This is a genomic window from Methylobacterium sp. 22177, assembly GCF_052045615.1.
Classification (GTDB): Bacteria; Pseudomonadota; Alphaproteobacteria; order Rhizobiales; family Beijerinckiaceae; genus Methylobacterium; species Methylobacterium radiotolerans.
The window spans coordinates 111844-125092 of record NZ_JBQEPK010000011.1; the positions used below are offsets into that span (position 1 = coordinate 111844).

A 13249-nucleotide genomic window follows, 5' to 3' on the forward strand; every position below is an offset into this window, starting at 1 on the left:
ACTGCTTGTCCCTCACTTTTCGAGCGTGTGCTCAAGGTCTGCCAGCACCGACGCTGCATCGCCGTGGTGGGAAGCCCAGGCGACGGCGGCTTCCTTCAAAGTCACCACGATCCCGCTTATTGCCCGGCAGATGGCCCCCACGACCTCGACGTTGCGCGTGGCGTACCCCACTGGGATGGGAAAGCCGTCTCGCGAAGGAATGTGCAGGAGCGCCACCGCCCACGAGCCCGGCTGGACGATGAGTTCGAGCGACAATGGAAAGAGGTTGGCCGGCACCACGACACAAGTGTCGAAGAGCGGCGCGTAACGCCCGTCGCGTCCTCCGCCATAGGCGCGTTGCAGGTCCCGCTTCGACCTCTCCTCATCATCGGAACGAGGCATCAGCACGATGCCAGCCTTGGGCGAGAGGCTTTCCTTGATGGTGCGCGAGACTTCTACAAGGTCGGCGCTTGCCCCCCACGCCGCGTGGGTGGCTGGCAGCCAGATCACAGGAACGCCTTCAGTCTCTGGACCGGGTACGCCATCGAGGAATGCAGAGAGACGCGAAAGGAACCCAGGCGAGGTTACGGAGCCGCCAAGTCGGACGGATGGCGCAATCTCTACCGGCAGTGGCATCGGCTCTGGCCTGGCTGCGAACTGCAGCCAGGAGAGTGGGTTCACAGTCGGCGTGCGGCCAGGGCCGACCAGCACGCCTCCGTCCCACGATGCCGCGAACGACGCGCCATTGGCATGGTCCCCGGGCGCGACCATCCGTTTGACGGCACCGTTCAGCGCCTCGATCAGGTCCCGCCTTGCGTCCCGCCGACCACGCTCTCGAAGGAACGTGAAATCAGGGTCGATGCCGTCTCCCTGCGAGGGAGTGTACATGATTGGGACCGACAACGGCACGGTCGAGCGGCCGAGGGGGACGGCGTCGCCGCTGATGGTATGCAGCCGGATCGGAGAGTTGCCGTTGCTCTTGAAACGGCGGTCGCGCCACTCACCGAAGTTGGACCGGAACCCTTGGGTCCCCTCCTTGCTGGCGGCGGCCGCCTTCTCCTTGTTCGGGATTTCGAGGTCGGCGATCCATGGCAGCCTGACGCTGCCCGCTTCATCGAGGGGAGCAAAGCTGACGAGGTCCAGCGTCACCCTCTCGGAGAAGGTCTCGATGTCGAGGAGACTAAGCTCGCCCGTCACCGGGTCGAATGCGCTCTCTCCCTTGCTAGCGAGCCTAATGCGGTCGTCGAAGGCGTCGAGATAACCGTCGAGCATAAGCTCTTGGACGAGGGTCCGCGTCTCACCGTCGGAAAATCCGAGGAAGGCGCCAAGTTCCCCGTGCGTGAGCTCGCCCGCGTCGCGCAGCAGCCTCATCGCGTATTCGGTGGCGAGGCTTACATAGCCGTTCTTCAGCAGCGTACCCTCGACCTGGAACCTTCGGGCGGGCACCAGGAAGGTCAGCCTGTCGACCGGGATGACCACGTCCTCGGGGACGAGGGTCAGGAGGGGGCGTCCCGTGGTCATGCCGCCTCCGTGCGCGCGGCGCCGGCACCCGAAAGGCGACCGGCCGCTTCCATGCGGGCTAGCACGTCGGGCAGCTTGCCGGCGGAGGACCTGAACAGGTGCGCGGCCCCGACGACGACGAGACGGTCCATCGCGCGCGACAGCGCGACGTTGATCCGGTTGTCGTGGTCGAGGAATCCGATCTGGCCCCGGTCGTTGCTCCGCACCAGCGACACGATCACGATGCGGTTCTCCTTGCCCTGGTAGCTGTCGACCGTCTCGATCTTGACCAGCGAGCGCATCTCCTTCGGGACGGTCGAGGTCGCGAGCATGTCCCGGATCAGTTCACGCTGCTGGGCGTACATGCAGATGACGCCGACCAGCGGCTCGCCGTCCTTCAGCTTGGCCCTGGCGCGGTCGAGGAAGTCTGTCTGGCCTGACAGGGTCTCCAGCATCTTGACGACGAGCTGCGCCTCCGCCGGGTTGGCGTAGCTGAAGCCCTTCCGCGTCTCCCCGAGGCGCGATCCGCTGTCCACCCAGGCGTACTCGGCGTCGAACGGAAACGGGAGGCCGTCGTAATGCGACTCGGGCGGCCCTCGCTCGGTGATCAGCCCCACATCAGGATAAAACACGTCGGAGACCAGGCTGCCGATCTCGGGCGCCATGCGGTACTGCCGCTTCAGGGCGGTGCCAACCGCCTTGCCGTAGCTCGACCCGAAGGCGCGCTCGAAGTCGCTGCGGAGCAGCTCGGGCTCTTCGGTGATCCCGGTTGCCACCGCGAGTTGCCTCACCAGATCCTTGTTCATGGTGGGAGGGAGTTGTTTGTGGTCGCCGACGAGCAGCACCCGGTGAGCCGACTGCATGGCGACCGCCAGTTCGCTCGACGTCGCGCGGGCCGCCTCGTCGACGATGACGAGATCGAAGGTCTTCTCGGTGATCCTGAGCTTCCCGTCGCCGACGCCCACACAGGTGCCGCAGACCAAACGGCGGCTCCCGGCCAGGAACTCTTCCAACGTCCTGCTCTTCGTGCGGAGGGTCCTCACCCACTCGCGGCCGGTTTCACGGACCGCCCGCCAGCGCCGAACGGCGCTCAGGTCCCTGACGTCATGGGTCGCGCAGATCGTGGACACCGTGGCGCCCTCGATGGCCCCCGGCTCGGCTTCCGGGTCGACCTGGATCCCGAACCGCCGCAGTTGGGCCGCAAGCGCGTCTTCGAGCCCACCGATCCTGGGAGCCAGGCTGTCGGCGTCGTCGTCCTCCGCCCCGTCCTCGATGGCGCGCAAGCGATCCAGCTGGCGGGCGATCTCGACCGGTCCCTCGTAGGCCTCGAACAGGTCCTCCGCGAAGGCGCGCGGCAAACCTAGGCGGCGCGCGATCATGCACATGCGCTCCTTGGCCTCCGCCTCGAACCGCGAGACATACAGGTCGTGGACGGCCTCGACGTGGGACCGGCGCAGCGCATGCGAGATCTTATCCGTGTTCTTGGCGACGCGAAGGAGGTCGAGGCCTCCCTCCGTATCCTGCATCAGCGTCTGGATGCGCTCGGCGGCCGTGTTCACCGCCTCATGCGATTGGGAGACGAGAAGGACGTTGCGGCACCCTCCCTTGGTGAGGGCGTAGTGCGCGAAGCCGGCGATGAACGTGGTCTTGCCCGTGCCCGGCGGTCCCTGAAGCAGGCCCACCGGTCCCTTGGTCCACAGGAGCTGGAATGCGGCGACCTGGTCCGGGTTGAGCCCGTACCGGTCGAGCTCGCTCGCCTTCGCCGGCTCGCCCACCGCGTAGGGCTCCGACTTCGAGCTCGGGTCAAAGTAGGCGACGAGGTCCTTGATCGGCGTACGGCCCTGGAGAATGCGGCGCACGGCGCGTGACCGGCGTTTAAGGCTCTCTGCGTCCTGGTTCGGTTGTATCAGGAGGACATCGCCCGCTTTCAGGTGGCGCGGCCTACCCGTCACGCGGAATGCGAGGCTCCCGGCCGTCGTGAACTCGGCCGCGACCGAGCCGATCCGGTTGCCGTTGAAGAAGATGGCGTCCCCGTTATCGACGTCTTCGAGCTCGGCATCGTTGTCATGAGAAGCGATCATTACGCCCTTGGTCAGGTCTGACACCACCTCGTCGAGGAGCGTTAGGCTCGGCCTCAGGCTTTCCTCCACTTGAATTTGCTCATGCCAGAAGAGAGCGGTTGGGAAGCGTGATGAGGTGCGGACTTCCGCCGGCCGGGGCTCTCCACCTTTCCGAACCGGGACCGGCACGCCTAAGGGCGCCTCGGCATCTAGCCACACGGATACCTCTTCCCGGGACAGCAAGGCGTCAAAGCCTTCGACGGTGACCTGGGCGGAGGAGAACAAGGAGACGTTGCCGGCGAAGCTCAGCACCTTGTTCTTGTTCGCCCAGGCATGCGTCTGTGTCGTCGCTTCGCCCTGCCTTATGCTCCTGATCGACCGTGTGGCGCGGTCGAGCCCAAGGGTCAGCTGGCAGTCGAAGCCGATGATGATGATTTCGTCGCGATCAGAGCTCAGCACCAGGTGAAACTGGCCATCGTCGGCAAGGACCGAGCCCGGGGTGTGGCATCGCGGGAAACCGATGATGATGGAGAGGTTCTCGCCGAAGGCCGACCGGTCCGCTTCGGCCAGGGCATTGGCAAGCGGCTCCAGCGTCGTCCACGGCGCCTGGGGATCGGCACAGGACTCGATGGCCTTGTGGAGCCTGGCGAGTTCGACAGCCTCGACTGCGGTGACCTTGGCGGCAATCTCGGAAACGATGGTGGCGACCGCATAGCGGTCGCGGACGAACGGATCCGCGCCACCTTCCGCTGGTACGTATGCCAGCGTGACGCGTTCGCCCGCCGCCTCGGTGCTGAAATCGAGGAAGTCGACGATGCGCGGTTCCGGTGCCTCGATGCCGGTGACAACGACATTACCCGGCTTAAGGTCGCCGTGTGGGACCCCCAGTTCGTGCGCTTCCTCGACCGCGTCGATCAAAAGTGCCGAGAAGCGCCGAAACGTCTCTGGTGACCAAGCCGCCACATCCACGCCTTCGAGGACTTCGCCGGGCACGTAGTCCTGCAACAGAAACAGACCGTCCTGGCTGAGGCAGGCCAGCCTGACCCGCGGAAGCCGGCCTGTGCCGGAGCCGCGCAGGCGATCCGCCCTAGCAAAGAACTGGATGAGCTTGGCCGCGCTCCTCGCTCGCTCACCGATCAAGCGCTCGGGCCAGTTCTTGACCAACATGGTCTCGCCTTCGACCGCGGTCGTGTAGACGCGGCAGCGCACCTTCTGGATCATCATGGCGGGCGGGTAATCGACCAGGGGATCGACGTCCGTCTCATAGGCGGCGAGGTCGACAGCGCCGAGCCGTGATCTTCCGGCCTGCAATGCCGCCATCAAGGCATCATGAGCCACGACACCGTCGGCATGCCGTGCTGCCGGATCCCAGTTCAGGCATCCACTGAACCAGTCGGCGAGGGCCGGTGGCACGATCTCCTTGGCGTCGTCGCTGAGCTTCGACCAGTCCGGGACTTTTGCGTCCTCCGGCGGTGCTTCACCTCCGAGGAGCCGCCAAGCCGTGATGCCGAGGAGAAAGACGTCCTGCCGGTACGGGGAGCCATGATCCACGACGCCAGTGTCCTCGGGCAGGACCAAGCCGGCGCCGAGCACCTTCGCCCGAAGCAGACCCAACGTGCGGCGCTCAGGGAACCAAGCCGCACCAAAACTCGAAAGCGACACTCGTGCGCGGGCGGGATCGACCCAGACGGAATGGAGCCCAATATCGCGGTGGGCCACCTCGGCGCGATGGAGGTTGGCGACATGGCCCGAGAGGACCTTCACCAGCTCTAGCCGTTCATCGAAGCCGAGCTCGGATCCGACCACGATGGCCCGCGACAGCCGCTGGAGGTGTCGATCTCGGTCGAACAGGTCCCAATGCCTCGGACCCAACTCGGGATCGCCGTCGCGGTGGCGCAGGGGTACCGAGGCCAGATCGGGATCGCGGTCGATCAGGTGATGGATCACAGACCGTTCGCGAACCAATAGGTCCTTACGCTCTGGCCCGTGCCGCAACTCGTCGTCGCTGTTGAAGTCCCAGATGCGGAGCAGGGCTGTGGCGGATGGGCTTTCTACGCTGCGGGCTAGGTACTCGGAAAAGAGGCCGGTCCCGAACTCTGGCTCGGGATCGACGACCTCATAGCCCCTGAAGCGCGTCTTCCTCGGTTCGAACAGGCGCCCCGGGGTGAAGAAGCGGAGCACGTGCTCCTTGTTCCTGGCATCGGTGAGAGGGTTGCGGGAGTGGTTGGTGGCGTTGCTGAAAAAGGTCGAGTAGCGCTTCGGATCCTTGAGCTTGAGGAATTCGTCGAGCTTCATGATCGCTGACAGATCCTGCCCGAGCAGAGAAGTGTCACAGTTCGGGTGGGTCAGAACAACGAGGCCGTCGACCCGCGGAATACCCAGCTTGAAGGACTCCGCGGAGAACACGTTCCTGAGCAGGATCGTGTTCTCCCGCATCTTCTCGACAGGCGACTTATCCTTGCGCTCGCCGTCTTGATGCCAGTAGCCGTCGACGAGTTCCAGACGGCCGCGCCAGTGCTTCAGGTCGACCATCACGACGCGGTCGTCTGTGACGAGGATCAGGTCGATCTCGCGTTCGTAACGCGCCCGGGTCGGGTGCCTAACGATGACGTTCGCGAACCCCATCCATTGGCTTGGGAAGAGCGCCTCAATTTCCTTGAGGGCGGGGATCTCCGTCGGCAGCGGTCCCTCGACCGTGAACGCCTTGATCTTCAACGGACGCCCTCGAACACGTTCTAGTCGGTGTGGGGGTAGGAAAGCAGGCAGTGGGGTCGGCTCGAAGACGCGCTTACGAATCCAAGCACAACCCCTGGTTAACAGTGCAACGGATCAACCATCAACGGTCAAGGCGTCCGCGGCCCAGGAATGATGGAGGGAGCCAAGAACAGGGCCCAACGGGACGATGGCCAGGCGCAACCTCGGCGATGCGGATCGCTCAGCACCGTGACGAACGATGGATCCAGCACCTATGAGAGGTCGGGCAGGAGCCAGTACCCCCGCAGGGCCGACCGCGTGTCGACGACAACCAGTTCAATCCGTGTGGCAGCCTCACGCCGTAGGGGTAGGCCCACGAGAAACGCTCGAAGTTTTTTCGATAGCGCCATGCTTCGAGCCATAGGCTGTCATGGCGACCAGCTCGGTGGGGGCTGGCGGTCATCCCGCTTCGGCAAGAGGCTCAGACGAGCCTCTGTCCACAGCCGGTTCTGCGGGGACAAATCGGGGTCATATCCTCATTCGACGCAAGTCGCCGCTGAGCGGTGACAAGGACTTACGACGGTATGAGGTAAATGGCGGAGACGGAGGGATTCGAACCCTCGATACCCATTTCTGGGTATGCTCATTTAGCAAACGAGTGCCTTCAGCCGCTCGGCCACGTCTCCGGCGCTCTGGCTCTAGAAGGTCGGATCCGGCGGGTCAACCCGATCCTGGCGGGCAGCGGCCACGCGGCGGCGCTCGACGTGCTTGGCGACGCGCAGATGCCGCGAGATCGCGTAGTTCATCGCCGTCAGGAAGCCGTAGGTGCCGCGCACGAAATGGCGGCGGCCGAGATAGGCCTTCAGGAAATTGCCCGGCAGCTCGACGAACACCCGCCAGGTCGGAATCACCACGCCCCGCGCTTCCAGGTCGTCCGCCTGCTGGTCGGAGTAACGGTTCAGCTTGTCGAGCTGGTCGCCGAGCGAGCGCACCGAGAAATGGTGGATCACGCCCCTGAGCCGCCCTGGACTCACACCCGGTTCCAGCGCCACCCGGTCGTGGACCGGCGAGGCGGCGTAGCGGCCCCGGTCCTTCCGGTAGAGCCGGACCGGCGTCAGCGTGTAGGCGAACGGGTGCGGCCGGCCCTCGCCGGGGAAGATCTCCGCGATGCCGATCCGCCACGCCGGCCGGCGCGGCTCGCCCGCAGCCCAGAGGCCCCGGATCTCCCGGACCAGTTCCGGCGGCACCACCTCGTCGGCGTCGAGGTTCAGGAGCCAGACGTGCCGGCACTGCTCCTCGGCGAAGCGCTTCTGCGGGCCGTAGCCCGGCCAGGGATTGTGCAGCACCCGCGCGCCCAGCGACGCCGCCAGCGCCTGCGTGCCGTCCGTGGAGCCCGAATCGACCACCACGAGGTCGTCGGTCAGGCCGCGCACCGCCCGGATCGTCGCGCCGATCCGGTCGACCTCGTTGTGGGCGATGATGAAGACCGACAGCGGCAGCGACCCGTCGGGTCCCGGGGCCGGCGCGGAGGCGGCGCCCGCCGGAGCGCGGCTCACGCCAGCCAGTCCGGCACCCGGTCGAGGGCGATCAGCGCGTCGACGTCGAGGCGCGGACGGACCACCGCCGCCCGGTCGCCCCGCACCAGAACCTCCGGCACCAGCGGCCGGGTGTTGTAGGTGCAGGACTGCACCGCCCCGTAGGCGCCGGCGCTCATCACGGCGATCAGGTCACCGGGCCTCACCTCCGGCATCTCGCGGTTGAGCGCGAGATAGTCGCCGCTCTCGCAGACCGGGCCGACCACGTCGGCGACGAGGCGCGGCGTCTCGGGGCCCGGCTCGATGACCGGTCGCAGGCCGTGATAGGCCTCGTACAGGGTCGGGCGGATCAGGTCGTTCATCGCCGCGTCGACGATCACGAAGGTCCGCCCCTCGCTGTGCTTCACGTAGAGCACCCGCGTCAGCAGGATCCCGGCATTGCCGACGATCATCCGGCCGATCTCGAAGACCGGCCGCAGGCCGAGGGGAGCGAAATGCGGCCGCAGGGTCGCGGCCAGCGCCGCCGGGTCCGGCGGCGGCGCGTTGTCGTCGCGGTAGGGGATCCCGAGCCCGCCGCCGAAGTCGATGTGGCGCAGGGGATGGCCGGCCGCCAGCAGCTCCCGGGCGAGGCCGGCCAGCAGCCGGGCCGCGTCGGCGAAGGGCGCCAGATCGGTGATCTGGCTGCCGATATGCATGTCGACGCCGTGCACCGCGATCCCCGGCAGGGCGGCCGCGGCGGCGTAGACCGCCGGAGCCCGGGTGATCGGGACGCCGAACTTGTTCTCGTACTTGCCGGTGGAGATCTTGGCGTGCGTGCCGGCATCCACGTCGGGGTTCACCCGGACCGAGACGGGCGCACGGAGGCCGAGACCCACGGCCACCTCGGACAGGACCGCGAGCTCCGGCTCGCTCTCGACGTTGAAGCAGAAGATGCCGGCCGTCAGCGCGGCCTCCATCTCGGCGCGGCTCTTGCCCACTCCCGAGAACACGATCTTCCCGGGATCCACGCCGGCGGCCAGCGCCCGCTGCAGCTCGCCGCCGGAGACGATATCCATCCCGGCGCCCCGGGCCGCGAGGGTCCGCAGGACGGCCTGGTTCGAGTTCGCCTTCATGGCGAAGCAGACCAGCGCGTCGTCGGCCGCGAACGCCTCCGCGAACACGCGGTAGTGCCGCTCCAGCGTGGCGGTGCTGTAGCAGTAGAACGGTGTGCCGACCTCCGCGGCGAGGCCGGTCAGGTCGACCTCCTCGGCGTGCAGGCGGCCGTCGCGATAGTGGAAGTGGTGCATCTCGGCCGTGTCTCGTCGCCGTGTATCGTCCGCGCCGGAGCGCGGGCTGTTTCCCGTGAAACACCCCGCCGCGGGCCGCGGCGGGCGCGCCGCCGACCGGGTCCGACCAGGTCACCGGGCGGGCGGCACCGCGACGAGGTGCCGGCCTCCGCCCTCTACAGCAGCGGATCCAGAATGAAAGGCTCCTTGGGCACGCGGTAGCCGCGGCGCGCCCCGCGGCTGGTCTCCACCGGCGCATCGGTGCCGCCCGGCGGCACCGCCGCCGCGGAGAGCTCGTCGCCGGCGCGCACCGAGGCCGGATCCGGCTCGGGGGCGCCGCCGCCGAGCCCGACCGAGACCGGCAGCGTCCGCCGTCCGGTCGGCGCGTCCGCACTCGGCTGTGCGCCGGCCGCTGCTGCCGCGGGGGCCGCCGTCTGCGGCGGCTCCAGCGCGCCCCGTCGCCCGCAGGCGGAAGCCGCCAGGGCCACGAGGCCGGACACGGCCAGAAGTTTCAGGGCGGGTTTCGACAACATCGCGCGAGGGTCCGGCGGGCTCGGCACCGGCACGCGAGGGCCGGCGGGAGCGCTACCTTAGCCGTTGCCGCGTCCCGGCGCGAGCGCCCGCCCGCCACAGCCCGGTCGCGGCGTGCGGCCGGGCGCCGGTTCCCGGGCCGCGACGGTCGGGAGGCGTCAGCCCCGCCGCTCCTTGCCGCCCTGCGAGCCCTGCCGGTTCTTGGCGGGGGCGTTCTGCTGCTGCTCAGCCTCGTAGGCGTCGATCGCCCGGCGGCAGTTCTCGCTGAGCTTCTTCCAGTTCTTCTGGAAGCAGGCATCGGTGGCCGGATCGTCGGGGGCCAGGTTGCCGCAGTAGGTCAGGTAGTCGCCGGTGCAGTACTTCTTCAGGGTCTCATTGCCGCGCTTCGTCTGCTGCGCCGCTGCCGGCAGCGTCAGGGCAAGGGCCGCCGCGACGGCGAGGGCGATCGGCTTCAGGCGCATGGGTATCCGTACCATCTGTCGAAGTTGTGAATGCAGGACGCGTCGGCGATGCGATGATGCCTTTGCGTGGTCGAAACAAGGCAGTCATCGCAGGTTTTCGGTTGCGTTCCGGTAGCCAAACCCCCGTTCCGGGGGCGGATCCGCTCAGACCCGCTCGGGTTGCGGCATCGCCGACGCGGTCCGGGGCATCCGGCCCGGGGCCGTGAGGGCGTCGGCGACCTCGACGATTCGCCGCCGGAGATCGGCGTTCTCGCGCTCGATGCCGGCCTGCCGGTCCGGCGGCGGGCTTCCGGCCCGGTCGCTCTGCCGGTCGGCCAGGGTCAGGGCCAGGGCCTCCTCGGCCGCCTTCAGGCTCGCGCGCAGGTCGTCGCGCTCGGCCGCCAGCGCGGCGGCGTCGGGCGCCGGGGCCGGGCCCTGCCGGAGTGCCAGGAGGCTGTCGAGCAGGTCGGCATGGGCGTCCTCGAGGGCCTGGAGGGTGGCGAGGCTCGCGCTCCCGTCGTCGCGGGCGAGCGCCAGCTCGGTCTCGAGTTCCCGGGTCTTGGCCTGGGCCTGGGCGATCTCGGCGTCGCGGGCCGCGACGTCGCGCGCGAGGGCGGCGACCCGCATCGTCCCGGCCCCGATCGCCGCCATGTCGGCCTGCCGCCGCGCCTCGACGGTCTCGACCCGGCGCTCCAGGCGGCGCTGCTGCACGGCGAACTGCGCGCGCAGGAAGTCGCGCTCCGCGGCGATCTCGGCCGGGGACAGGGGCAGGCGCGCCTCGGCCCGGCGCCGCTCCAGGCGCGCGGCGCGCGTGTTGAGGGCCGGCAGCAGCAGCAGGCCGCACAGGCTCGCCGCCAGGAAGCCCAGCGCGAAGATCATCACCGTTTCGATCACGAGGGTGCAGCCCGCGCATCCGGCCGGAAAACCCGACCCGCCTTCACTCTAGCCCAGGTTGGCCGCGAGGGTGAAATCCCGCGGCGCCGGTCAATCAGAACGCGTTCCGATCCCGTGCCCGATCAGGCCGGATCAGAAAGGGTTCCAAGTGGGCTCACGGGTGAACTTCAGATAGCCGACATTGATCCCGAGGCGGGCGCCGACGCCGCTGCGGATCGGCACGACGATGACCCGGTCGTTGACCACCGCGGTCATCCCGAAGCCGCCCACCAGGTAGGCCGAGCCGTCGACGCCGGCGAAGCGGCGGTACAGGTCGCGCACGTTGGGCAGGTTGTAGACCAGCATCATGGTGCGGGCGCCGTCGCCGCCGACATCGAAGCCGACGGACGGGCCCTGCCAGTAGATGCGCCGCTGGCCGGCGTTGCGGGTGTAGAGGGTGCCCTCGCCGTAGCGGACGCCCGCCACCACGGCGCCGCCGCCCTCCTGGCCGAGGATGTAGCCGTTGGGCTCGCCCCAGCGCCGGCCCGCCTCCTCGACGGTGAGCGCGAGGCCGCGCGACACCGTGCCGAAGAACCGGTGGCCGGATTCCACGATCTCGCCGGGGCGGAAGGTCTCGGGCGTGTCGAGATCCTCGCCGGCCGCCCGGGCCGCTCCCGCCGTGCCGAGCCCAGCGAGGGACGCGCCGAGGGGCGCACCCAGCGCCAGGCCGAGGCCCGCGCGCAGGAGGGTGCGGCGATCGGTGCCGCGATCGGTGCCGCGATCGGTGCCGCGATCGTCTCGTGCCGTCATCGTTGCCTCCTCGCCCGGTTCGATTAACCGTTCGTGCGACGGACCTGTGCCGCTCTGTCCCGCCGGGCCGGCAGAGGCCGCGCCGGGCGGATGAGTCGGACCAGCTTCTGAGGGAATCCGCAAGATGTGGTTAACGCGTCCTGACCCCGCAGCCCGTGCGCTCCCCGCGTTCGGACGGTCGGGCGCGATCATCCCGAAGGCGGCGCTCACGCTCGCGCGGGCGGCCGGGCTGTCCGCCGCGCTGGCGGCCCTGCCGGGGCTCGCCCCCGGCCGCGCCGCGGCGGAGGAGGGCCTGCCGGCCCGGACCCGGATCGAGCTGCTGACGCTCAACGGCTTCGATCCGGTCAGCTACTTCCTGGAGGGCGGGCCGCAGGCCGGTCTGGCCCGGTTCGAGCTGTCCTGGGGCGGCCAGGTCTGGCGCTTCTCCAGCGGCGCCAACCGCGCGGCCTTCCGGGACGATCCGCCCGCCTACGCCCCGCGCCTCGGGGGCTACGACGCCGCCGGGATCCTGGAGGGCCGGCTGGTGGACGCCGATCCCCTGGTCTTCGCGGTGATCGGCGAGCGCCTGTACCTGTTCCGGGATGCCGGGCGCCGCGCCCGGTTCCTGGCGGAGCCCGACCTGGCCCGCCAGGCGGAGGCGGCCTGGCCGGCCGTGAGCCGTCTGCAGGATGTCCCGCCCGACGCCCCGCCTACGGACGCGCCGCGCTGAGCGGCGCCGCCGGCCGGCCGGCCGCGCGGGCCGGCAGGGCGAGCCGCGGGGCCAGGGTCGGGTCCCCGAGGGCCGCGAAGGGACCGTTGCGGTGATCGGGCCCGTGCTGGCCGTAGCGGATCGGGCCGCCGCCCGGCACCACCACCCGGCCCCCCGCCGCCGCGACGATGTGGTCGCCCGCGGCCGTATCCCATTCCATGGTCGGGCCGCAGCGGACGTAGATGTCCGCCTCGCCGGCGGCGATCAGCGCGAACTTCAGGGCGGACCCGACCTGGCGCGTCTCCGCGACCGGCAGCGCGGCGAGGCAGGTGGCGGTCTCGGGATCGCCGTGCCGCCGGCTGCCCAGGGCGACGAGGCCCGCCACCGGCACCGGCCGCGCGCGGACCGGCCGCCCGGCCCCCGGCCGGCCCGCGACCACGGGACCCTCCAGGGTCGCGGGGCCGGCCCACCAGACCCGGCCGAGGCCGGGGGCCGCGAGGGCGGCCGCCACCGGGCGGGCGCCGGACACGAGCGCGATGTTGACCGAGTAGTCTGGCGTCCCGGCGAGGAAGTCGCGGGTGCCGTCCAGGGGGTCGACGAGGAAGAAGAGGTCGGCCGGGCGGGTCGCGTCGCCCTGGGCGCGCTCCTCGGCCACGACCGCGATTCCCGGGAAGCGCCCGGCGAGGGCCTCGACGATCAGGTCCTCGGCCTCGACGTCGGCGGCGCTGGAGGGGGAGCCGTCCGGCTTCAGGGCGTGAGGGCAGGGGCCCCGGTGGTAGCGGCGCAGGATCTCCCCCGCCGCGCAGGCGATCTCGGCGAGCGCCGCGGCGATCCGCTCACGCTCCGGCCCCGAGATCGTCGCCGCGCCCGTCAT

At 69.5% G+C, this 13249-nt stretch carries 10 protein-coding genes and 1 tRNA gene; 1 reads left to right on the forward strand and 10 read right to left on the reverse strand.

Going from position 1 to position 13249, the window contains the following annotated elements:
• Positions 1–12 precede the first annotated feature (12 nt).
• From ACTJK8_RS13020 to ACTJK8_RS13060, 9 genes are all read right to left on the reverse strand, one after another.
• Positions 13–1500: a hypothetical protein gene (locus ACTJK8_RS13020; protein WP_440762033.1), complete on the reverse strand. Its 1488-nt coding sequence runs from the start codon at positions 1498–1500 to the stop codon at positions 13–15.
• On the reverse strand, positions 1497–6254 hold the full coding sequence (locus ACTJK8_RS13025) for an AAA domain-containing protein (RefSeq protein ID WP_440762034.1): 4758 nt from the start codon (positions 6252–6254) through the stop codon (positions 1497–1499). Before ACTJK8_RS13025 ends, ACTJK8_RS13020 begins: the two co-directional genes overlap by 4 nt.
• A gap of 573 nt (positions 6255–6827) precedes the next feature.
• Positions 6828–6919 (reverse strand) — tRNA-Ser (locus ACTJK8_RS13030).
• 12 nt (positions 6920–6931) lie between these two features.
• Positions 6932–7789, reverse strand: a complete 858-nt coding sequence (locus ACTJK8_RS13035) for a glycosyltransferase family 2 protein (RefSeq protein WP_440762035.1) — start codon at positions 7787–7789, stop codon at positions 6932–6934.
• Positions 7786–9054, reverse strand: a complete 1269-nt coding sequence (lysA, locus tag ACTJK8_RS13040) for a diaminopimelate decarboxylase (protein WP_024829005.1) — start codon at positions 9052–9054, stop codon at positions 7786–7788. Before lysA ends, ACTJK8_RS13035 begins: the two co-directional genes overlap by 4 nt.
• Before the next feature lie 155 nt (positions 9055–9209).
• Complete coding sequence (locus ACTJK8_RS13045) at positions 9210–9566, reverse strand: hypothetical protein (protein ID WP_012320971.1); 357 nt, start codon at positions 9564–9566, stop codon at positions 9210–9212.
• Positions 9567–9722: 156 nt separating this feature from the next.
• The gene (locus ACTJK8_RS13050; RefSeq protein ID WP_012320970.1) at positions 9723–10025 is read right to left on the reverse strand and encodes a hypothetical protein; all 303 of its coding nucleotides are present in this window, start codon (positions 10023–10025) and stop codon (positions 9723–9725) included.
• A 144-nt stretch (positions 10026–10169) separates the two neighbouring features.
• A complete protein-coding gene (locus ACTJK8_RS13055; RefSeq protein WP_043343910.1) occupies positions 10170–10883 on the reverse strand; it encodes a hypothetical protein in 714 nt (237 codons plus the stop codon).
• 147 nt (positions 10884–11030) lie between these two features.
• Positions 11031–11687 (reverse strand): DUF1134 domain-containing protein, encoded by a 657-nt coding sequence (locus tag ACTJK8_RS13060; protein ID WP_440762036.1) that lies wholly within the window; start codon positions 11685–11687, stop codon positions 11031–11033.
• Positions 11688–11811: 124 nt separating this feature from the next.
• On the opposite strand from ACTJK8_RS13060, the gene ACTJK8_RS13065 reads away from it, so the two are divergent.
• Positions 11812–12396, forward strand: a complete 585-nt coding sequence (locus ACTJK8_RS13065; RefSeq protein WP_012320967.1) for a YHS domain-containing (seleno)protein — start codon at positions 11812–11814, stop codon at positions 12394–12396.
• On the opposite strand, the gene ACTJK8_RS13070 is transcribed toward ACTJK8_RS13065, so the two are convergent.
• On the reverse strand, positions 12377–13249 hold the full coding sequence (locus tag ACTJK8_RS13070; protein ID WP_012320966.1) for a 3'(2'),5'-bisphosphate nucleotidase CysQ family protein: 873 nt from the start codon (positions 13247–13249) through the stop codon (positions 12377–12379). The two genes, ACTJK8_RS13065 and ACTJK8_RS13070, sit on opposite strands and share 20 nt — an antisense overlap.